Annotated in this window: 19 protein-coding genes; 8 read left to right on the forward strand and 11 right to left on the reverse strand. The window is 68.1% G+C overall.

The window, feature by feature from the left end; genetic code table 11:
- The first annotated feature begins 59 nt into the window (after positions 1-59).
- The 3 genes from AC07NF_RS07110 (at position 60) to AC07NF_RS07120 (ending at position 2,191) form a co-directional block, all read left to right on the forward strand.
- Positions 60-722: an SAM-dependent methyltransferase gene (locus tag AC07NF_RS07110; protein ID WP_494627794.1), complete on the forward strand. Its 663-nt coding sequence runs from the start codon at positions 60-62 to the stop codon at positions 720-722.
- A gap of 90 nt (positions 723-812) precedes the next feature.
- A complete protein-coding gene (locus AC07NF_RS07115) occupies positions 813-1,259 on the forward strand; it encodes a heme-binding protein (protein WP_494627792.1) in 447 nt (148 codons plus the stop codon).
- A gap of 17 nt (positions 1,260-1,276) precedes the next feature.
- A complete protein-coding gene (locus tag AC07NF_RS07120; protein WP_494627790.1) occupies positions 1,277-2,191 on the forward strand; it encodes a DUF4861 family protein in 915 nt (304 codons plus the stop codon).
- A gap of 104 nt (positions 2,192-2,295) precedes the next feature.
- Here AC07NF_RS07120 and wrbA read toward each other — a convergent pair whose 3' ends face one another.
- Positions 2,296-2,895 carry an NAD(P)H:quinone oxidoreductase gene (gene wrbA, locus AC07NF_RS07125; RefSeq protein WP_494627788.1) on the reverse strand — a complete coding sequence of 200 codons (600 nt, stop codon included), beginning with the start codon at positions 2,893-2,895 and terminating at the stop codon, positions 2,296-2,298.
- An 88-nt stretch (positions 2,896-2,983) separates the two neighbouring features.
- Positions 2,984-3,682, reverse strand: coding sequence for a pirin family protein (locus AC07NF_RS07130; protein ID WP_494627786.1), 699 nt, complete (start codon positions 3,680-3,682; stop codon positions 2,984-2,986).
- 131 nt (positions 3,683-3,813) lie between these two features.
- Here AC07NF_RS07130 and AC07NF_RS07135 point away from each other — a divergent pair, with 131 nt between their 5' ends.
- Positions 3,814-4,707 (forward strand): LysR family transcriptional regulator, encoded by an 894-nt coding sequence (locus AC07NF_RS07135; protein ID WP_494627784.1) that lies wholly within the window; start codon positions 3,814-3,816, stop codon positions 4,705-4,707.
- Here AC07NF_RS07135 and AC07NF_RS07140 read toward each other — a convergent pair whose 3' ends face one another.
- The 3 genes from AC07NF_RS07140 to AC07NF_RS07150 form a co-directional block, all read right to left on the reverse strand.
- Entirely contained in the window at positions 4,708-5,190 is a 483-nt protein-coding gene (locus AC07NF_RS07140; protein WP_494627783.1) for a hypothetical protein, read from the reverse strand. It lies immediately after the preceding gene.
- Between the two features lie 63 nt (positions 5,191-5,253).
- Positions 5,254-7,857 carry a hypothetical protein gene (locus AC07NF_RS07145; RefSeq protein ID WP_494627781.1) on the reverse strand — a complete coding sequence of 868 codons (2,604 nt, stop codon included), beginning with the start codon at positions 7,855-7,857 and terminating at the stop codon, positions 5,254-5,256.
- 94 nt (positions 7,858-7,951) lie between these two features.
- On the reverse strand, positions 7,952-9,274 hold the full coding sequence (locus AC07NF_RS07150) for an Hsp70 family protein (protein ID WP_494627779.1): 1,323 nt from the start codon (positions 9,272-9,274) through the stop codon (positions 7,952-7,954).
- A 688-nt stretch (positions 9,275-9,962) separates the two neighbouring features.
- Between AC07NF_RS07150 and AC07NF_RS07155 the strand changes: the two genes are divergently transcribed.
- Both AC07NF_RS07155 and AC07NF_RS07160 read left to right on the forward strand, forming a co-directional pair.
- Positions 9,963-11,333 carry a methyl-accepting chemotaxis protein gene (locus AC07NF_RS07155; RefSeq protein WP_494628678.1) on the forward strand — a complete coding sequence of 457 codons (1,371 nt, stop codon included), beginning with the start codon at positions 9,963-9,965 and terminating at the stop codon, positions 11,331-11,333.
- A 55-nt stretch (positions 11,334-11,388) separates the two neighbouring features.
- Positions 11,389-12,570 carry a BaiN/RdsA family NAD(P)/FAD-dependent oxidoreductase gene (locus tag AC07NF_RS07160; RefSeq protein ID WP_494627777.1) on the forward strand — a complete coding sequence of 394 codons (1,182 nt, stop codon included), beginning with the start codon at positions 11,389-11,391 and terminating at the stop codon, positions 12,568-12,570.
- A gap of 40 nt (positions 12,571-12,610) precedes the next feature.
- Here AC07NF_RS07160 and AC07NF_RS07165 read toward each other — a convergent pair whose 3' ends face one another.
- From AC07NF_RS07165 to AC07NF_RS07175, 3 genes are all read right to left on the reverse strand, one after another.
- Positions 12,611-14,869, reverse strand: a complete 2,259-nt coding sequence (locus AC07NF_RS07165; protein ID WP_494628677.1) for a DEAD/DEAH box helicase — start codon at positions 14,867-14,869, stop codon at positions 12,611-12,613.
- Positions 14,870-15,078: 209 nt separating this feature from the next.
- A complete protein-coding gene (locus AC07NF_RS07170) occupies positions 15,079-15,723 on the reverse strand; it encodes a DsbA family oxidoreductase (RefSeq protein ID WP_494627775.1) in 645 nt (214 codons plus the stop codon).
- Between the two features lie 78 nt (positions 15,724-15,801).
- A complete protein-coding gene (locus AC07NF_RS07175; protein ID WP_494627773.1) occupies positions 15,802-17,127 on the reverse strand; it encodes a diguanylate cyclase domain-containing protein in 1,326 nt (441 codons plus the stop codon).
- Between the two features lie 205 nt (positions 17,128-17,332).
- Between AC07NF_RS07175 and AC07NF_RS07180 the strand changes: the two genes are divergently transcribed.
- Entirely contained in the window at positions 17,333-18,460 is a 1,128-nt protein-coding gene (locus tag AC07NF_RS07180; RefSeq protein ID WP_494627771.1) for a CaiB/BaiF CoA transferase family protein, read from the forward strand.
- Positions 18,461-18,633: 173 nt separating this feature from the next.
- Entirely contained in the window at positions 18,634-19,599 is a 966-nt protein-coding gene (locus AC07NF_RS07185; protein WP_492811757.1) for a YihY/virulence factor BrkB family protein, read from the forward strand.
- Here the strand turns inward: AC07NF_RS07185 and AC07NF_RS07190 are convergent.
- Genes AC07NF_RS07190 through AC07NF_RS07200 form a run of 3 tightly spaced genes read right to left on the reverse strand, consistent with a single transcriptional unit; the run spans position 19,568 to position 21,439 of the window.
- Positions 19,568-19,801, reverse strand: a complete 234-nt coding sequence (locus AC07NF_RS07190; RefSeq protein ID WP_494627769.1) for a sulfurtransferase TusA family protein — start codon at positions 19,799-19,801, stop codon at positions 19,568-19,570. The two genes, AC07NF_RS07185 and AC07NF_RS07190, sit on opposite strands and share 32 nt — an antisense overlap.
- The gene (locus AC07NF_RS07195) at positions 19,794-20,531 is read right to left on the reverse strand and encodes a pseudouridine synthase (RefSeq protein ID WP_494627767.1); all 738 of its coding nucleotides are present in this window, start codon (positions 20,529-20,531) and stop codon (positions 19,794-19,796) included. Before AC07NF_RS07195 ends, AC07NF_RS07190 begins: the two co-directional genes overlap by 8 nt.
- On the reverse strand, positions 20,531-21,439 hold the full coding sequence (locus AC07NF_RS07200; protein ID WP_494627765.1) for a class I SAM-dependent methyltransferase: 909 nt from the start codon (positions 21,437-21,439) through the stop codon (positions 20,531-20,533). The genes AC07NF_RS07195 and AC07NF_RS07200 overlap by 1 nt, the downstream gene beginning before the upstream one ends.
- Positions 21,440-21,475: the final 36 nt, after the last annotated feature.

Raw genomic sequence — 21,475 nt, forward strand, 5'->3', positions numbered from 1 at the left:
CGGACTGGACAGTCCGGGGCCCTTTCCCTATCCGGGGTCAGGTATCTCGGGGGAACTTCATGGCCTATCTGCGCTGGCGCCGGTTCACGGAACTGATATCCCTGGACCGTCCGTGGCTGGGCGAGCTGTTCATGCGTAAGCGGAACAAGCCGATCGTCGCCGCGCCGGTCGAGAAGTGGGACGCCGAGTATCAGGACGGCGTCTATGACCGTCTGAACCGCTCGGACCAGCGTCACCATCACCGCCTGCTGGCCGCCGTGATCGCCGACCGCTGGCCCAATCCGCGCGTGCTGGAGATCGGGGCGGGCGAGGGGGTGTTCTACGAGGCGCTGCGCGCCCACCGGCCGGCGCGCTATGTCGGCGTCGACTTCTCCAAGCCCGCCATCGATCGCGGCGAGACCCGCTTGGCGCCCGAGATCGCCATCGGCGAGGTCAAGATGCTGCTGGGCGACGGCCGCACCTTCGAGACTGACGAGACCTTCGACGTCGTGGTGTTTTCCGAGTGCATCGAGCACCTGGGCGAGGTCGAGGACCTGGTGGCCCACTACGCTCCCAACCTGAAGCCCGGTGGCGCGGTCGGCCTGACCATGTGGCTGGCGCTCAAGCCCCTGCGGCTGTGGCATCGCCTGAAAGCCATGGGCGAGGTGCTGGACGAGGCGGTGATCAACACCCCGTGGGGCGGCGGCTGGCTGATCGCTCTGGTGCGTCCCAAGGCCGACTGACCGGCTGGATTATCCAATTTCCGATTTTGGCTAGACCAATTTTCGGCGCGCGCTATATCCGGGAGCAAGAGACTTCTGGGAGGAAGCACGATGCTGGCGATCCTGGCTTTTGTGGCGGGCGTTGCGTCCGAGCCGCTGACGCTTCCGACCGCGATCGACCTGGCCAAGGCCGCGATCGACGCCTGCGCCGCCAAGGGCGCGCACGTCTCGGCCGCCGTGGTCGACGCCAAGGGCAACCCGCTGGTCGTCCTGCGCGATGAGCAAAGCCCCAAACCGCCGATCGCCGCGCCGCGCAAAGCCAACGCCGCAGTCGTCTTCGACCAGCCCGGTAGCATCATGGAGCCGCGGGAGAAGACCGACCCCGAGTTCGCCGCCAAGATCAAGGCTGAACCGGACCGCCTGAACCCGCACGCTGGCTCGCTGCCGCTGCATGTGGGGACCATGGTCGTCGGTGGCCTGGCGATCGCCGACACCACGCACGAAGGCGCCGATGCTTGCGCCCGCGCGGCCCTGGCCAAGTTCCCGCAATTCCACTGATCAGCAGAGCGTTCCCGATGATGAAGACCCTGGTCCTCGCTTCCGTCCTCGCCTTGTCGATGGGGGCGGCGCAAGCGCAAGAACACGGCCCCGCCACGCCGCTGGCCAAGCCCGACGCCGAGGGCCAGAAGCCCCGCGCGGCCGTCACCCTGGCTCCTTATCGCTTCAACGATATCCTGTGGGAAAACGACCGCACGGCTCACCGGATCTACAGCCGCGACCTGGAGAAGGCCGAGCCGCCGTCGACCTCGGGCATCGACGCCTGGGGCAAGAGCGAGCGCTGGCCCTATATGGACCGCCAGCTGCGCACCGGCGACCAGCACGCCAACCATGGCGAGGGCCTGGACTTCTACGACGTCGGCACCGGCCGTGGCGCGGGCGGGTTGGGGATCTGGCAGGACAACAAGCTGTGGACCTCGCGCAACTGGGCCAATTGGAAGGTGATCAAGAACGGGCCCGACGTGGCCTCGTTCAGCGTCGACTACGCCCCGTGGCCAGTCGATGTGGATCGCAAGGTCTGGGAGACGCGGACCTTCACCCTGCCGATGGGCACCAACTTCACGCGGATGGTCTCGACCATCAGCTCCGACAAGCCCGGCCCGCTGGTGGTCGGCATCGGCATCACCAAGCGCAAGCGCGCCAGCGGTACGGGCGTGTTCAAGAAGGACCTGGCCCCGGGCCGCGTGACGTTCTGGGAGCCGGCCGATCCGGAAAAGGGCTCGATGGCCATCGCCCTGATGGTGGACCCCGCCTCGGTCGTCGAGGTGCGCCAGGACTTCGACAACTACCTCGTCCTGATCAAGGTCGAGGCCGGCAAGCCGTTCGTCTACTACATGGGCGCGGCCTGGGATAAGGGCCTGGACTTCCATACGGCGGCCGAGTGGGACGCCTATGTCACGGCCCAGAAGCCGGACTTTGATCCCAAGCACTAGTCCAGACAAAATCCGCCCCGAGGCTGGGAGGGAAAGCCTCGGGGCGGTTCGTGGTCGTCCGCCTTGGGGGAGGGCGCGGACGACCTAGCTACGGCTGTTGGGGATCAGCCGTGCAGCTTGAGGGCCGTTTCGGCGATCTTGCGACCTTGGTAACGGGCGCCGACCAGCTCGTTCTCGCTGGGCTGACGCGAGCCGTCGCCGCCGGCGATGGTGGTGGCGCCGTAGGGGCTGCCGCCGGTGATTTCATCCAGCGTCATCTGACCGGCGTGGCCGTAGTCCATACCGACGATCACCATGCCAAAGTGCAGCAGGTTGGTGATGATCGAGAACAGCGTGGTCTCCTGGCCGCCGTGCTGGGTGGCGGTCGAAGTGAAAGCCCCGCCGACCTTGCCGTGCAGCGCGCCGCGAGCCCACAGGCCGCCGGCCTGGTCGAGGAACGCGGCCATCTGCGAGCTCATGCGGCCAAAGCGCGTGCCCGTGCCGACGATGATGGCGTCGTAGTCGGCGAGATCCGCGATGGCGGCCACCGGGGCGTCCTGGTCGAGCTTGAAGTGGGCGTTCTTGGCGACGTCTAGCGGCGCGGTTTCCGGCACGCGCTTGATGTCGACCTGGGCGCCGGCTTCGCGGGCTCCTTCGGCCACGGCCTTGGCCATGGTCTCGATATGGCCGTACGACGAGTAGTAGAGGACGAGAACCTTGGCCATGGCGGCCTCCATGAGGAATGTCGATTGGGGTAAGTCGGCGCGAGGATTTCAGTTTCCTCGCGCCGTTTCTTGAAGGAACCGGTGACGCTTAGGCCGCGTCGACCAGCACCAGTTCGGCGTCTTCCAGGGCCGTGATGATGATCACGTCCTCGTTCTTGATGCCGGCGCCGTCACGGGCGTTCAGCTTGACGCCGTTGACTTCGACGACCCCGACGGCCGGGACCAGGTAACCGCTACGACCCTTGCCCAGGGCGTAGGTGGTGCTCTCGCCAGCCTTCAGCGTCGCGCCCAGAACGCGGGCGTCGGTGCGGATCGGCAAGGCGTCGGTGTCATCGGCGAAGCCCGAAGCCAGGGTCACGAACTTGCCCGAGCGGTCGCCCTTGGGGAACGGCTTGGCGCCCCACGAGGGAGCCGCGCCGAAGGTCTTGGGTTCGATCCAGATCTGGAAGATCCGGGTCGTTTCCGGCTCGAGGTTGTACTCCGAGTGACGGATGCCGGTGCCCGCGCTCATCACCTGGACGTCGCCGGCCTCGGTGCGGCCCTTGTTGCCCAGGTTGTCCTGGTGGGTGATCGCGCCGTCGCGGACATAGGTGATGATTTCCATGTCGCTGTGCGGGTGCGGCGGGAAGCCGGTGTTCGGAGCGATTTCGTCGTCGTTCCAGACCCGCAGCGCGCCCCAGTTCATGTTGCTGGGATCGTAGTAGCTGGCGAACGAGAAGTGGTGCTTAGCATTCAGCCAACCGTGGTCGGCGCCGCCAAGATTATCGAACGGCTTATGGACGATCATGGCTCTAAACCTTTCTGTACCCTCTGGAGTGCGCCGCGTCGGCGCGTCCTGTTGAGGAGAAGATAGGCTTCTGCGCAGGATCCGAAATGGAAACTGTTGAAACTCATTGTTTCCAAAACTAAGCTATCGCGATGTCCAAGCTTCCCGACCTCGAAGGCCTCGCCGTATTCGCCAAGGTGGTGGAGCTGCGCTCGTTCGCCGCCGCCGCCGATGACCTGGCCATGTCCAAGGCCACGGTCTCCAAGGCCGTCACCCGGCTGGAAGAACGCCTGGGCGCGCGCCTCTTTAACCGCACCTCGCGGCGCCTCGCCCTGACCGACGCCGGCCAGTCCTTGGTCGAGCGCGCGACCCGCGTCCTGGCTGAAGCCCAGCAGGCCGAGGAGGAGGCCTCCAACCAGTCCTCGGCCCCGCGTGGGCTGGTGCGGATGGCCGTGCCAATGTCGCTGGGCATCACCAGCCTGGCGCCGGTGCTGCCGGGCTTCTTTGAGCAGTATCCGGACGTCTCGATCGACCTGCACCTGTCGGACGCCACCATCGACCTGGTCGGCATGGGCTTCGATCTGGCCCTGCGGGTCGCGTCCTTGCCGGACAGCTCACTGGTCGCCCGCCGCCTGCGGGCGGTGAAGCGCCATGTCGTGGCCTCGCCGGCCTATTGGGACCAGCATGGCCGTCCGAGCCACCCGGCCAGCCTGGCCGAGCATCGCGGCCTGACCTACGGCCACCAGTCCGCGCCCGAGACCTGGCGTTTCCAGAAGGGCGGCGAGGAGGCTTCGGTGCGGCCCCGGTCGGTGATCCGCGCCAACAACGGCGACGTGCTGGTGCCGTCGCTGATCGCCGGCGTCGGCGTGGCGGTGCTGCCGGACTTCATCGTCGGCGCGGCCGTCGCCGATGGCCGCCTGGAGGAGGTGCTGGTCGACTGGGTCGCCGCGCCGATCGCCCTGCACCTGGTCATGCCACCCGGCGGACCCCGGCCGACGCGGGTCGAGGCCCTGGCCAACTATCTGGCCAAGGCGCTGGGGCGCTGACTACTTCACGCGCTTGAAGGTCAGGCTCTGGTCCGGCGGGCCGGGCACGCCGTCGACATCCTGCTCGACCTTCAGCGTGTCGATGTCCGCCAGCCAGACCTTCATCGACTGCTTGCGGCCGGTCTTGTTGCTGGTGACGGCGCTGATGCCGCGCGGGCCGTCGCGATGGACGCTGATCATCACGATCTGGGTGTTGACCACGGCCTTGGTCGGCGTGCCGTCCAGCGGGGCGTCGGCGAACTGGATGGCGGCCAGGCCCTCGGCGTCTTCCTCGATCAGGGTCCAGGCCAGGCTCTTGCCGTCGTCCTTGGTGACGTCGACCTCGGCGGCCAGCGGCGCTGGGCCGGTCAGGGCCTCGTTGAAGGTCGAGGCCTTGAGGTCGATCGTCCAGCGGCCGGCCGCGCCCAAGGGGCCGTTCTGGGCCAGGGCCGGGGTCGCCATCAGAGCAGCGACAACAAAGAAGGGAAGGGCGGTGCGGGTCATGAAGCGCCTCCGTACGGGACCGCCATCAGACGCCCGCCAAGCCTTGGCCGTCTAGAAGCTTTCTTACAGGCTTTCCACCTGGGCCGGCGTAAAGGCTCCGACCTGCATCGGCGTCATGGCCGCCAGGTTGGTGGTCGACAGATAGTCCAGCTGGTTGATCGTCAGGCCGGGGATCTGGGCCGGTAGGATGTAGCCGATCTGGGTCGTGGTCAGGCCCGCGATCACCGAGGTCGACAGCGAGCCCAGCTGGGTGGCGGTCAGGCCCTGGACCTGGGTGGCGTTGAACTGGCCGAAAGCGGCCGAGGACAGGCTGCGCAGCTGGAAGGCCGAGAAGCCCTTCATCGCCGAGGGCGACAACGCGCCGATCTGCTCGAACGCCATGGCCCCCAGGTTCGTCACCGAGAACGCCACGATCTGCGACGCGGTGAGGGCCGAGACCTGGGTCGTGGTGAACTCGCCGATGTCGGTCGTCGAAAGGGCGCCCAGCTGGGTCGGGCTGAGGCCGGCCACCTGGCTGCTGCTCAGCGCCTGGAAGGCCGTGACGTCCATCCCGGCGATGCGGCTGGCCGCCAGGCCGCCGATCTGGGTCCCCGACAGCGCATAGACCTGCGAGGTCGAGAACTCGGCGTAGTCGGCGTCGGTCAGTCCGCCCATCTGGGTGGCGCTCAGCCCGGCCAACTGGGTCGAGGTCAGGGCCGAGACCTGGTCCTGGCTCAGGCTGTTGAAGTTGCTCGTCGACAGCGCCCCCATCTGGGTGGCGGTCAGGGTGGCGATCTGGCCCGTGGCGAACTTGCCGAAGTCGTACTCCGACATGCCGGCGATCTGGGTGGTCGTGATCGCGGCCTGCTGGCTGGCGGTCAGGGCCTGGACTTGGTCGTTGTCCAGGCTGTTGAAGCTGGTCGTGCTCAGGGCCGCGAACTGGGTGGGGCTGAGGGCCGCTACCTGGGTGTGTGTGAAGCGCAGGAAGTCGTCATGCGACAGCGCGGCGATCTGGGTCGTGGTCACGCTGGCCAGCTGGGTAGCGCTGAAGCTCTGGACCCGATCCCAGCTGATGGCGCTGAAAGCCGTCGTCGACAGGCCGGCGATCTGGCTGGGGCGCAGTTGCTGGATCTGCTCGGCGGTGAACTCGCCCATGTCGGCGGCCGTCAGGGCGCCCACCTGGGTGGCCGTCAGGGCCGACAGCTGGGTCCCGGTCAGCGCCTGCACCTGATCCCAGCCCAGGCTGTTGAAGCTGGACGTGCTCAGCGCCGCCAGCTGCGAGGTGGTCAGTACCCTCATCTGGGTAGGCGAGAGGGCCGACAGGCCGGTCTGGCCTAGCCCGCTGATCTGGGTGGGGCTGAGGCCGCTGAGCTGCGTCGAGGCCAGGTTCTGGATCTGCACGTCGCGGAAGGCGTTCAGCTGCGTCGGCGTCAGGGCCGCCATCTGCGTGGTCTTCAGCAGCGCGATCTGCGAGGTCGCCAGCTCGGCGATCTTGGTCTCGGACAGGCCGCTGATCTGGGTCGTGCTCAGCGCCGCGACTTGCGTGGTGTTCAGGGCCTCGATCTGGCCCTGGCGCAGGGTGTTCAACTGGTCGTTGGTCAGGGCGGCCACCTGGGTCGCCGCGAACAGCTTCACCTGGTCGGGCGTGAACAGGCCCAGCGTCGTTTCCGACAGGCTGCGGATCCGCGTGGTGTTCAGCGACGCCACCTGGGTGGCGGTCAGGCCTTCGACCTGGAACTGGCTGAGGCTGTTCAGCAGGTCGGTGGTCAGGGCGGCGAACTGGCTGGCGGCGAAGCCGCTGACCTGGTCCGCCGAGAACTCGGCCAGATCGCTGTCGCTCAGCTGGCTGATCTGGGTGGTGGTGATCGCCGCCAGCTGGGTCTGGTCCAGGCGGCCGATCTGGAACGCCGACAGTCCGCCAAAGCCCTCGGCGCTGAGCCCGGCCAGTTGGGTGGCGCTGAAGCTCTCGACCAGGCCGTCGGAGAAGGCGGAGGTCTGCGTCCCGCTCAGCCCGCCCAGGCGCGTCGGCGTCAGCAGGTTGAGCTTGGTGTCCAGATTGGCGATCTGGGTTGGCGAAAGCGCCTGCAGCTGGGTCGCCGTCATGCCGCTGACCTGGGTGGCGTTCAGCGAGGCGATACGCGTGCCTTCGAACGACTGGACCAGATCGCTGGAAAGCCCTGACAGCTGGGTCGAGGTCAGGGCCTCGAATTGTTCGCGCGACAGCTCGCCCAGGTCGGTGGCGTCGAACGCGGCCAGCTGGGTGGCGGTCAGCTTCGACGTCTGCGTCAGGTTCAGGTTCGAGACCTGCACCGCGTCCAGATTCTTGAAATGGGTGGCGTCCAGTCCGCCGACCTGGGTGGCGGTCAGCACCTGCAGCCGCTCGGTGTCCAGCTTGGCCAACTGGGTCGAGGTCAGGGCGTTCAGCTGGTTGCCGCTGAAGGCCGCCAGCTGCTCGGCGTCGAAGATCAGGGTCTGTGAGAAGGCGGGGATCTGGGTGGCCGTCAGGCCCTTCACCGCCGTGTTCGAGATCGCCGAGACCTGGGTGGCGCTCAGCGCGCCGACCGAGTCCTGGGACAGAGCGCCGACCTGGGTTCCGCTCAGCGTCTCCAGCTTGGTGGCCGACAGGCTTTGGACAGTCGTGACCGACAGCGCGGCCATCTGGGCGGCGGAGAGGTACGAAATCGGCACTGGATTCGTTGCCCCACAAGGTCGCGACGCGAATCGATCGCGTTAACCATACGGGAAAGCCGCCAGCACGACCATGCGGCGAACTGGCTGCTTTCTAGCTCGCGCGCATGGTCCAGAGATCGAGGTCCGCCTCGCGGCCGATCAGGGCCAGGCCCGAGGCGATGGACTCGAACTCGCCGCCGCTCTCGATCTTCTCGGCGCCGAAGCGACGCAGGAAGATTTCGCGCACGGCCGGCACGAACGAGCTGCCACCGGTCAGGAAGACGCGGTCGACGCCGGCCTCGGTCAGGTTGGCGCGTTCCAGCGCCTGGCCCACGGCCGTCTCGATGGCGGTCAGTTCCGGGGAGATCCAGCCTTCGAAGTCCGTGCGCTGGACGTGCTTCTCGATCTCCACCGAACCGGCGGCGAAGTGGAAGGTCGCTTCCGTCTGGGCCGACAGCGCCTCCTTCAGCGCCGAGACCGACTTGTAGAGGGCGTAGCCGTGGTTGCCGTCCAGCACCTCGATCAGGGCGGCGATCTTCTCGGGCTCCAGGGCCGTGCGCTCCAGGGCGCGGATGTCGCGCATGTCCTTGGATGCGCGCAGCAGGGCCAACTGGTCCCAGCGGGCGAAGGCGGCGTAGTAGCGCTGTGGGATCGGCAAGGCGTTGGAGAACGACTTGTACTCCGAACCCTTACCCAGCTCGGGCGAGACCAGCTGGTCGATGATCCGATAATCGAAGGCGTCGCCAGCGATGCCGACGCCCGAGCGCGACAGCGGCGTCGAGCGCAGCGTGCCGTCGGCGTCACGCTCGAACCGCACCAGCGAGAAGTCGGACGTACCGCCGCCGAAGTCGGCGACCAGCACGGTGGCGTCCTGCTTCAGCTGTCGCGCGAAGAAGAACGCCGCGCCGACCGGCTCGTAGGCGTAGCGGATGTCTTCGAAGCCCAGGCGCTTGAAGGCCTCTTCATAGCGGGTCAGGGCCAGGGCCTCGTTCGGCGAACTGCCGGCGAAGGTCACCGGGCGGCCAACGATGATACGCGGGGGCAGGGCGTCCAGCTGGGCGCCGGCGTGCTCCTTCAGGCGCAGCAGGAAGGCGGCCAGCAGGTCCTCGAACAGGTAGCGCTTGTTCAGGATCCGCGTCTCGGTGAAGGCCTGCGAGGCGGCGAAGGTCTTGAACGACTGGATGAACCGCGTTTCCAGCGGATCTTCCAGATAGGACTCGATGGCCCAGGGGCCGGCTTCGACCACGCGCTCGTTGGCCGCGCCGCCGACGCCTTGGACGCTGTGGAAGCTCAGCGCCGAGCGGAAAGCGAACAGGTCGCGGTTGTCGATCGAAAAGCGGACCAGGCGCGCATTGTCGTCGCCGTGCGTCAGCGAGACGACGGTATTGGTGGTGCCGAAGTCGACGCCAATGGTCGGCGCGAGCGGTGCCGTCATGGGATGGCTCGATATGGTCGGAACGGGGAGGGGCGTGCGTCGTAGCGCCTCCCCGAAGAAGGTCAAGCGTGATGACCCGTTTAAGCGCTCATTTACGGTCGGCGCCCGATGGTCAGGCCAATTGAACGGTGCTGTCGATTCGGCTGACACCGGTGTCGCCGGAAGCGCGAAAACTCATGGGACGCCGTGTTGTGGCGTCCAGTGTATTTGGGGGAACGCTGTGAAGCTCGACGATCTGAAGGTCTCTTCGAAGGTTCTGCTGCCGGCCCTGGTGCTGGCCGTCGCCACCGTGGCCTGCGCCGGCCTGGGCGTATGGCAGCAGAAGCGCGCCGACGCGGCGACTGAAGTGCTGGTCAAGCACCGCTCGCCGGCCGAGGTGCAGTCGGCCCGTTTCCTGCGCCGGATCAGCATGATGGGCTACGCGGCCCACCGTACGGCGACCTATGAAGGTCTCTCTGAGCAGGCCGCCTCCGCTTCCAAGGAGCTGGACAAGGTCTATGCCGAGGGCGCGGAAAGCCTCGACAAGATCACCGCCGCCGATCCCAAGACCGCCGACTATACGGCCGGCATGAAGACCAAGCTGGACGCGGCCTATGCCGACGCCCGCTCGGCCGCCGACCTGGCTTTGAAGAACGACGACGCCGGCGCGGTCAGCGGCCTGGCCAAGGTCGATCCGGCCATCGACGCCATGGCCAAGGAAGGCAAGGCCTGGGGCGACGTCTACAACAAGGAGACGGCGGCCATGGTCGCCAGCGCCAGCAAGTCGGCCGCCGCCGGCTCGTGGCTGACCCTGCTGTTTGGCCTGGGCGCGGCCGCCTGCGGCATGGGCTTCGCGCTCTATATCGGCTCGGTGAAGATCTCGCGCCCGGTGCGCTCGCTGTCGCGCAGCATGACCGACCTGGCCGCCGGCCAGCTGAACGTCGAGGTGGTCGGCGCCGGTCGCAAGGACGAGGTCGGGCTGATGGCCCGCGCCGTCCAGGTGTTCAAGGACAATGCCGTGGCCCTGCGCTCGTCGGAAGCCGAGCAGGCCCGGATCTCGGCCGCCAGCGAAAGCGAGCGGACCCGCAACGAGCAGGTCTCGTCGGCCGCCGCCCGCGAACAGGCCTTCGTCATGGACAGCCTGGCCTCCGCCTTGTCGCGCCTGTCGAACGGCGACCTGACCGTGCGCATCAACGACGCCTTCCCGGCGGGCTACGAAGCCATCCGCAACGATTTCAACGGCGCCATCGTCCAGCTGGACGAGGCCATGAGCGGCATCGTCGGCGTGGTCGGCGCGGTCGGCTCCAGCGCCGACGAGATCGCCGCCGCCGCCGACAACACCGCCCGCCGCAGCGAGCAGCAGGCCGCCAGCCTGGAAGAGACCGCCGCGGCCCTCGACGAGATCACCGCCACCGTCCGTCGCGCCTCGCAGGGCGCCGGCGAGGCCAGCCGCGTGGTCACCTCGACCCGTTCGGACGCCGAGAAGTCCGGCAATGTCGTGCGCGGCGCCGTGGCGGCCATGACCGGCATCGAGCAGTCCTCGGCCAAGATCGGCAACATCGTCGGCGTGATCGACGAGATCGCCTTCCAGACCAACCTGCTGGCCCTGAACGCGGGCGTCGAAGCCGCGCGCGCCGGCGAAAGCGGCAAGGGCTTCGCGGTCGTCGCCCAGGAAGTGCGGGCCCTGGCCCAACGCTCGGCCGAGGCGGCCAAGGAGATCAAGGGCCTGATCAGCGCCTCGACGGCCCAGGTCGACGAAGGCGTGCGCCTGGTCGGCCAGACCGGCGAGGCCCTGGACGGCATCGTGCTGAAGGTCGGCGAGATCGACGCCCTGGTGTCGGAACTGGCCGGCTCGGCCCAAGAACAGGCCCGCGGCCTCAACGAGGTCAACACCGCCGTCAACCAAATGGACCAGGGCGTGCAGCAGAACGCCGCCATGGTCGAGCAGGCTACCGCTGTCAGCCACTCGCTGAAGAACGACATCGGCGGGCTGGTGCAGATGGTCGGCCGCTTCAAGGTCAGCCAGGCGGCCCAGCGCCCGCAGGTCGCCTCGCGTCCGGGCTATCGCCGCGCGAGCTGATTGACTTCCTCGGCCTGCTCCGGTCGAAGAGGCCGGAGCAAGTAGCGGGAAGACCTTGGAAAATTTCGACGTCCTGGTGATCGGCGCGGGCGCGGCCGGCATGATGTGCGCCATCGAGGCCGGCAAGCGCGGGCGCTCGGTGCTGGTGATCGACCACGCCAAGGCCCCCGGCGAGAAGATCCGCATCAGCGGCGGCGGCCGGTGCAACTTCACCAACACCGGCGCGTCGATCCATAACTTCCTGTCGGCCAACCCGAAGTTCGCCCTGTCGGCCTTGCGCCGCTATCGGCCCAAGGACTTCATCGCCCTGGTTGAGCGGTACGGCATCGCCTACCACGAAAAGACCCTGGGGCAGCTCTTCTGCGACGGCTCGGCCATGCAGATCATCACCATGCTGCTGACCGAGATGAAGGCCGCCGGCGTCCAGCTGCGGCTGGAGACCGGTGTCGAGAAGGTCGCCAAGGCCGAGGCTGGCTTCGAGGTCTCGCTGTCGTCCGGCAAGGTCCAATGCGCCTCGCTGGTCGTGGCCAGCGGCGGCAAGTCGATCCCGAAGATGGGCGCGACGGGCCTGGGCTACGACATCGCCAAGCAGTTCGGGCTGAACATCATCGAGACCCGTCCGGCCCTGGTGCCGCTGACCTTCGAGGCCGGCATGCTGGCGCGGCTCATCCCGCTGTCGGGCGTGGCGCTGGACGCCGTTGTCGCCCACGGCAAGACCAAGTTCCGCGAAGGCATGCTGTTCACCCACCGGGGTCTCTCGGGCCCCTCGATCCTGCAGATCTCGTCCTACTGGCGCGAGGGCGACGAGATCCGGGTCGACATGGCGCCCGGCGTCGACGCCCTGGCGGCGCTAAAAGCCGCCCGCACGGCCACCCCGCGCCAGGCGGTGGCGACGGTGCTGTCGACCCTGATCCCCAAGCGTGTCGCGCAGCTGATCGCGGACGAGGTCGCGCCGGGCAAGGGCAACATCGCCGACTGCTCGGACAAGGTGCTGGTTCCGCTGGCCGCGGCGGTCAACGCCTGGACCTTCAAGCCCGTGGGCTCGGAAGGCTATCGTACGGCCGAAGTGACGCTGGGCGGGGTCGACACCGACGAACTGGACTCGCGCACCCTGGAGGCCAAGGCCGTGCCGGGGCTCTTCTTCATCGGCGAGGTGGTCGACGTCACCGGCTGGCTGGGCGGTTATAACTTCCAGTGGGCCTGGGCGTCCGGCTGGTCGGCGGGGCAAGAGGCCTAAGAAAAAAGCCCCTCCGGTGAGGGAGGGGCTCTTCGTCTAACTATTTCTTCTTGAACGGCTTACCGGCCGGCTTGCCGCCGGGCTTGGCGTCGAAGCTCTTGGCCTTGAAGGGCTTGGGGCCCTTGAACGGCTTGCCGGGACCGGCGTCGTCGCGCTTGCCGGCATAGGGCTTCGAATACGGCTTGGGGCCAGCGGCGTTGTCGGCGAAGGCCTTCTTGAAAGGCTTCTTCGGACCGTCGCCGTCCGCACGCGGGGCGCGCGGCTTGAACTCGCGCGGGGCGTCGGCGCCGGCTTCGTGGCGCGGCTTGAAGGCGCGCTTGGGGGCACCTTCCGAGTCCTGCGGCGAGTACGGACGCGGGGCCTCATCACGCGGCTTGAAGTCACGCGGCGCATCGTTGTCACGCGGCGCGCGGCGCGGCTTGTAGTCGGCCTTGGGCTCTTCGCCACGGCCGTACGGCTTGGCGTTGCTGACACCGTCGTCGCCATAGCTGGACGGACGCGGCGTGTGATCGCGCGAGCCCGGCGCGTTGGCGCGGGGGCTGTAGGGACGATCTTCACGCGGCGGGCGCGGCTTGAACTCGCGCGGGCCATCGTTGTCGCCGCGCGGCGGACGCGGGGTGAATTCACGACGCGGACCGGCTTCACGGGCGGCCGGGGCCGCCGTCGGGGTAATCGTGACGTCTTCGCGCACCGTCTGCTGGACCGCAGCGCCGAACTTCACGGCCGCTTCGGCCGAGATCTCGAACTTGGTGTCGTAGTCGAAGATCCGGATCGACCCGATGTCCTTCTTGGTGATGTGGCCCAGACGGCAGATCAGCGGGATCAGCCACTTGGGGTCGGCGTTGTTGCGGCGGCCGGTGTTGAGGCGGAACCACTCCGAACCGTCCATGCTGACGCGTTCCGGGCGATCACCGAAGTCGCGCTCGCCGCCAAACTCTCGAGGTTCACGCGGCTCGCGGCTGCGCGGACCCGGATCAGCGCCGTGGCGCGGGTCGTCATAGATCTCTTCCGGAGCGGGCAGCTTGGCGCGGCGGGCGCGGATCAGGGCCGAGGCCAGCTCTTCCGGCGTGCGCTTTTCCAGCATGGCGGCGACCAGGCCGGCGTCATCCTCGTTGGCGGCTTCGGAGAAGATCGGATCGTCCAGCAGGCGCTCGGTGTCCTTGACGCGGATCTCGTCGGCCGTCGGGGCGCCGCCCCACTGGCCTTCGACGCCGGCGGCCATCAGCAGTTGCTCGGCCTTGCGACGGCGGGTGTAGGGGACGACCAGGGCGCTGACGCCCTTCTTGCCCGCGCGGCCGGTGCGGCCCGAACGGTGAAGAAGCGTCGCCTTGTTGACCGGCAGTTCGGCGTGGATGACCAGGCCGAGGTCCGGCAGGTCGAGACCGCGCGCGGCGACGTCGGTGGCGACGCAGACGCGGGCGTGGCCGTCGCGCAGGGCTTGCAGGGCGTCGGCGCGTTCGCGCTGGCTCAGCTCACCTGACAGGCCGACGACGTCGAAGCCGCGCTCGCGCAGCTTGGAGTGCAGCGAGCGGACGCTCTCACGGGTGTTGGCGAACACCAGCGCGCCGGGGCTTTCGAAATAGCGCAGCAGGTTGACGACCGCGTGCTCGACCTCGTTCGGCGCGACGCGGACGGCGCGGTATTCGATGTCGCGGTGCGGCTCGTTGCGGCCGATCGTATCGATGCGGATGGCGTCGTTCTGATAGCTCTTGGCCAGCTGCACGATCTCGCGCGCCAGGGTGGCCGAGAACAGCAGGGTGCGGCGCTCGGCCGGGGCAGCGTCGAGGATGAATTCCAGGTCCTCGCGGAAGCCCATGTCGAGCATCTCGTCGGCCTCGTCGAGGACGGCGACCTTCAGCTCCGACAGGTCCAGGTGACCGCGCTCGATGTGGTCGCGCAGGCGGCCCGGAGTGCCGACGACGATATGGGCGCCGTAGTTCAGGGCGCGCTGCTCGCGGCGAGCGTCCATGCCGCCGACGCAGTTGACCACCACGGCTTTCGCCTCGGCGTACAGCCAAGTCAGCTCACGATTGACCTGGATGGCCAGTTCGCGGGTCGGGGCGATGACCAGGCACAGCGGCGCGGCGGCGCGGCCGAAGATCTCTTCTTCGCCCAGCAGGGTGGGGGCGGCGGCCAGGCCGAAAGCGACGGTCTTGCCCGAGCCGGTCTGGGCGCTGACCAGCAGGTCGCGGCCTTCGGCGTCGGCTTCCAGCACGGCGGCCTGGACGGGGGTGGGCTCGAGATAACCTTGAGCGGCAAGAGCCCGCTCAAGAGCGGGGTGGGAGGCGGGGAAGGGCATTTCGGTCCAGTTCATTTGCGGCCGCGCACACAAAAACGCGCGGCTCGCGCCAATGACCAAATCGGGCCCCTGAAGCCTGTAACGCTTCCCTCGGACCGCTTATTGGTCGAATTCCAACGAAAATAGCCCCCTCCGCGACGGAAGGGGGCTCACGAGAAGCCTTATGCGCTTGTTGCAGTGCAAAAGGCAAGCGCAATGACGGATTTGTTTCAGTTCACGGTCGCCAGCGCCTGGTCGATCGCCTGGACGATCCGCTCCGGGGTCTCCGCGCCCACCACGGCGACCTTGCCGGCGAAGATGGCGAACGGCACGCCGGTCACGCCGCCCTGGACGGCCATGGCGTGTTCGCGGGCCACGGCCTCCTTGTCGGCGCCTTCGGAGAGCAGTTGCAGCACCACCGTCCGCTCCATGCCCGCCGCCTCGGCGATGTCGGCCAGCACGATCGGGTCGCCGATGTCGAGGCCCTGCTCGAAATAGGCCTTGAACAGGGCTTCGACGACCTGGTCCTGCACGCCGGCCGTCAGGGCCCAGCGGATCAGGCGATGGGCGGCGTTGGTGTTGGGCGACAGGGCGATGGCTTCGAAGTTGAAGGCGATGCCTTCCTCGGCGCCGCCCTCGACCAGGGCCGCATGCACGGCCTTCAGCTTGTCGGGGTCCTTGAACTTGTTGGCCATGTAGGCCTTGCGGTCGACGCCTTCCTCAGGAAGCGTCGGGTCCAGCTGATAGGGCCGCCAGATCAGCTGAGCCTCGATATCGGGACGCAGGGCCACGGCCGACTTCAGGCGTCGCCAGCCCAGATAGCACCAGGGGCAGACCACGTCGGCGACGACGTCGATGAGCAGTTGCTGGGCCATGGCGCACTCCTACGAACGATGTCCGCTACAGGACGTGTTCCATATAGGGGCTGCCGTTACGGCGCCCAAGCCGTAAGCTTAACCGGCGTCGCGCTTCAGGGCGCTGGCCGCCGCGCGTTCCAGGGCCTTGACCGCGCCTTCGCCGCGCTGGACCTCGGCCACGCCGATGTCGAACTCGCAGACGAACGGCGGGCGGTCCTCGCCGGCGTCGAAGGCGGTGCAGCCGATGACGGCGGCGATCCGTTCGGCGGCGGCGCGGGCGGCGTTCTGGTTGGTCGCCGGCAGGGCCAGGGCGAAGACCTCGGTGGCCAGGCGGGCCGGGGTGTCCTCGACGCGTACCAGACGGCCGACCATCGAGCCGATCTGCGGGATGGCGCGGTCCAGCCAGCCGTTCTGGCGAGCCCAGACGGTGTCGGGCTTGTCGGCCACGCGCAGTACGCAGATCGACAGCGGCCGGGCGCGATCGGCGGCGGCCTTGGCCAGGCGCGCCAGGTGGGCGGCGAACAGGTCGCGGGTGAAGAGGCCGGTGGCGGCGTCCATCAGGCCCGAGCTGCGGGCCTTTTCCAGCGCGCCGCGGATCGACTCGCCACGGCGGAAGCTGCGGGCCAGCTCCATGACGCGCATGGCGGTCTCGGTCTCGGGCGTCTCGGGCGAGGCCACGTCGGACACGCCGCGATGGAACGCCTCGGACATGGTCACATAGCTCTCGGCCTTCAGGTACAGCAGGGCCGGGATGTGGAAGAGGCGGGTGTTGCGGCGCATGCCGGCCGCGATCGACAGGGCTTCCTGCTGGCTGTCGCCGGCCCACAGGACGACCGAGTCGAAGGCCCGCTCATGCAGGTAATCGAAGGCCGTATAGGCGGTGAAGGCGCCGACCACTTCCGCGCCACTGCTCTGCAGGGCGTTGGCCAGGGCCAGGAACTGCGGGGCCGGCTCGCCGACGGCCAGGATGCGGAAGGGAACTTCCGAGTTCTCGGGCAGGTCCAGGCGACGGCCGCGCTCGCCGAAGGTCTCGAGGCGCAGCTCGAACTCTTCCTCGGCGATGGCGGTGCGCACCAGGCTTTCCAGGCGCAGGGCGGCCTGGGACGGGTGCAGCGGCGGCGACAGGGTCAGGTCGAAGGCCTGGTTGCGATAGTCGCCGTCCGGATCGCCGATGGCGATGACCGGCAGGCGGCGCGGGGCGACGGCGGCCTTGAGCCGGCGGGCCAGGGTCTGGGTCTCGGGACCGGCGCTGGCCAGGTCGACGATGACGGCTTCGATCGGCAGGTCGCCCAACGCGGCCAGGGCGGCATAGGGACCGCGAGCGGTGATCGTGCGCCAGCCCAGCCGGTCCAGCCCTTCGGCCAGCGGTCCGGCGCGAACATCGTCGCGCGCCACGATCAGGATCCGGGCGTCAACCGCCAAACCAGCCTCCGGCCAAACGCTCGCATGCCCGGTCACCACACGACCGCCGAGATTCGACGCTGCAACATAGCAGAGGCTTTGTGCGGTCAAAGGTACGGAACGCCGCAGGCGGGGGATGAATCCGTAAGGGCTTGCCTGACCGAACGTCAGGGTCGTTCTAGTGCTCGCAACCGGCCGCGTTCGAAGTGCCGAAAGGGAGAAGATCATGGGCCAGGGGCCGCTTTCGGGGCTGAAGATCGTCGAGTTCGCCGGCATCGGTCCGGGACCGTTCTGCGGCATGCTGCTGTCGGACCTGGGCGCGGACGTCGTGCGGATCGACCGCAAGGGGCAGGGCAGGGGCTCGCCGGCCGACGTCACGGCCCGGGGCCGGCGCTCGGTGGCGCTGGACCTGAAGCACCCCGAGGCGATCGAGACCTGCCTGAAGCTGCTGGAACAGGCCGACGGCCTGATCGAGGGCTTCCGGCCGGGGGTCATGGAGCGGCTGGGCCTGGGGCCGGACGTCGCCTTGGCCCGCAATCCCAAGCTGGTCTACGGCCGCATGACCGGCTGGGGGCAGACGGGGCCCTACGCCAAGGCCGCCGGCCACGACATGAACTACATCGCCATCACCGGAGCGCTGGACGCCATCGGCACCTCGGACAAGCCGGTGCCGCCGCTGAACCTGGTCGGGGATTTCGGGGGCGGGGCGCTCTATCTGGCGTTCGGTCTGCTGGCCGGGGTGATCCATGCGCGGTCGTGCGGCCAGGGCCAGGTGATCGACTGCGCCATGAGCGACGGCGCGGCCTCGCTGATGGCCATGTTCTACGGCTTCAAGGCCGGCGGCATGTGGAACGAGGGGCGGCGAACCAACCTGCTGGATGGCGGGGCGCACTTCTACGACACCTACGAGTGCGCCGACGGCAAGTGGATCTCGATCGGCTCGATCGAGCCGCAGTTCTACCTGCTGCTGCTGGAGAAGACCGGGATTACCGACCCGCAGTTCCAGCACCAGATGAGCCGCGAGGAGTGGCCGGAGCTGCGCCAGAAGCTGGCGGCCGTGATCAAACAGAAGAACCGCGACGACTGGTGCGCGATCATGGACGCCACCGACGTCTGCTTCGCCCCGGTCCTCTCCATGGACGAGGCGCCCCGGCACGCCCACAACGCCGCCCGCGAGACCTTCGTCGAGGTGGCCGGGGTCATGCAGCCCGCGCCCGCGCCGCGGTTTTCGGCCACGCCGGGCGTCATCCAGGGGCCGCCGCCCAAGATCGGCGCGAACAACGACGACGCCCTGGCCGACTGGGGTTTCTCGGCCGAGGCGATCGCCGGCTTGAAAGAAAATGGCGCCCTCTGAGACCTGACGGGTTCGTTCAGATTGGGTTCAGGCGGCGGGTCATAACTTGCGGGTGTCGACCGGTCGCTGCGCCATCCGTCCCTCGATGTGGCGATCGGTTCACAGGACTATCCTGCGGAGACGCGTCGCTTTTCCCAAGCGGCGCGTCTTTGACTCTGGGACCTCGCATCGCCATGGTCCGCCGGATGCAAGACCCGCAGCATCATATTCGCTGGCGCGACCTCGACCTCGATCCGATCCATTGGGCCCGCGAAATCCTGCGTGTGCTGGGGCTGGCTTTGTCGCGCCTGTGGGGCCGCGATGTCATGCTGTACGTGGGCGGCGTCTCGTTTTTCGCCCTGCTGGCGGTGTTCCCGGGCCTGGCGATTCTGATCGGCCTCTACAGCTTCTTCCTGACGCCCGTCAGCGCCGCGCATCAGGCCAACCGATTGGCCGAACTGATTCCTTCCGGCGCGCGCTCGATGTTCCAGGACGAGTTCTCACGCCTGGCCCATGCGCCCGGCCAGACCATTTCCCTGCAGAGCGCCGTCGTGCTGATCGTCGGCGCCTATGCCGCCCATCGCGGCTTCAAGGCGCTGCTGGCGGGGCTGTCGTTCATCCACGACGAAGAAGACCAGCGCGGCTTTGTCGGCTTCAACCTGATGGCGCTGTTCGTGCTGATCGCGGCGTTTGGCCTGCTGTTCGTGATGTCGGGCATTTTTCTGACGTTGCGCCTGTTAGGCACGGCCCTGGACCTGCGGCCGCTGGCCGGCGTGTCGTGGATCCAGTCGGAATGGACCTGGGCCAGCTTCGGCATCGTGGTCGGCATGAGCCTGGTCTATCGCTACGCCATGTCGCGCGAGGCGGTCGGCTGGCGGGCCTCGATCTCGGGCGGCGTCGCGGCGGCGGCCCTGTGCGTGTTCATGTCCTGGGCCAGCGCCTTCTATGTCGAGAAGATCGTCCACCTGGGCGCGACCTATGGCTCGATCTCGGCCGTGATCATCTTTCTGATCTGGCTGTCGTGGAGCGTGAACGCGATCTTCTTCGGCGGCGCCCTGGCGACCGAGGTCGAGATCGCCTTGGATGAGCGGCCGCGAGCCCTGTTGGAAGGTCCGCGGGCGATCCCGCTTAAGGCGCCTTCCGAATACGAAAACGGATGACGCCGCCGTCCTGGTCGGCGACGTCCAGGACCTGAGCGCCGATCTGACCGGCGAAGTGGGGCACGTCGATCCGGGCCATCGGGTCGGTGGCCAGCAGAACCAGCTCGGCGCCCGGCGCGGCGGCCTCGTGGGCCTTGCGCAGCTTCAGGGTCGGGACAGGGCAGTGATGGCCGCGCGCGTCGACCAGAATGGGCTCAGACATCGAACACGCCTTCGGCCTCGGCGGCCGGCAGGATGCGATACTGGCCCGGTTCCAGGTCGGCGGGCAGGACAAGGCCGCCGATCCGCTCGCGGTGCAGCGTGACCACGTGATTGCCGACGGCGGCGAACATGCGGCGCACCTGATGATAACGGCCTTCGGTGATCGTCAGCCGTGCGGTCTTGGGGTCGACGACGTCAAGCTTGGCCGGCAGCAGCGGCTTTTCTTCACCGTCCAGCATCAGCGTCCCGGCGGCGAAGATGTCGCCTTCCGTACTAGCCAGCGGCCGATCAAGCGTCGCCAGGTAGGTCTTCGGCACATGGCGCTTGGGCGAGATCACCCGGTGCAGGAAGTCGCCGTCGTCGGTGATCAGGATCAGGCCGCTGGTGTCCTTGTCGAGCCGGCCGACCGTGGACAGCCCCGGATCCCGGATCTGCCAGCGACGGGGCAGCAGGTCATAGATCTTCTGGCCGTCTTCCTTGTGCGAGCAGGTCACGCCCAGCGGCTTGTGCATCAGCAGCACCAGCGGCGCCGGCGGATCGACCGCGACGCCGCGAATGGTCATGCGCTCGGGCAGGGTGGCGTCGACCGCGATGCGGGCGCCGGCGTCCTTCAGGACCTTGCCGTCCAGGACGACCTTGCCGGCGGCGACCAGGGCCTGGACGTCCTTGCGGCTGCCATAGCCCAGATTGGCCAGCAGCCGGTCCAGCCGAGCCATGAGGGCCTTGGCCATTACTTGCGGGCCTCGAAGACCTTGTACCCGCCGCCTTCTCCGACCAGGCGGACCTTGGCGAAGCTCTCGCCCAGGATCGCTTCGTACGGCAGGTGGCGATTGGCGACGATCCACAGGGTCCCGCCCTTGCGCAACGCGGCCGCGGCCGAGGTGATGAAGGCCTGGCCCAGCGTCTTGTCCTCGCCGCCGCCCTCGTGGAACGGCGGGTTGCTGACGATGAAGTCCAGGTCCTTCAGCTCGATCTGGCGCACGTCGCCCCAGACGAACTCGGCGCGCGGATCGGTGACATTGCGCTTGGAGACCTCGACGGCCCGATGGTCCAGCTCGACCAGGGTCAGCTTGGTCACTTTGGGCGAGGCCAGGACGTTCAAGGCCAGGATGCCGATACCCGACCCGAAGTCGGCGCCGACGCCGGCGAATGGCGGCAGGACCTGCAGCAGGGCGTTGGTGCCGGCGTCCAGGCGATCCCAGCTGAACACGCCGGGCTGGGTCCAGAGGCCGTCATCGCTGATCCGGCGCGGCGCGCCCGAGGCCAGCGCTTCCTTCAGGCCGGTAATCTCGGCCGGCCGGACGACGAGACAGATGCGGTTATGACGCCGGGCGCTCTCGCCGACCTCGCAGCCCAGGGCCTGGAGTTCCTTCTTCAACCGCAGACCGCCACGATCCTTCGGCGCGAAGGCCGTCAGGCGGCCGCCGGGCGCCAGAACTCTCAACGCTTGGGCGAGGACAAATCGTCGCTCCACCGCGCCGGCCGGGGCGCGAACGGTCACGGCGGTAAAGGATTCGTCCGCGATCGAGGCCAGATCCGTCGATCCGACGATGAACGGCGACAGCTGAACGGCGTCCGGCGCGGACGGCGCCAGGTCGTGATCGGCCTGGCCATAGAGCGCGGTGGAGATCGCCGACATGCTTGTCCTGAAAGGGTTTTTTGAGATTCAGAGGTC

This window comes from Caulobacter sp. GW821-FHT10A06 (assembly GCF_059415805.1).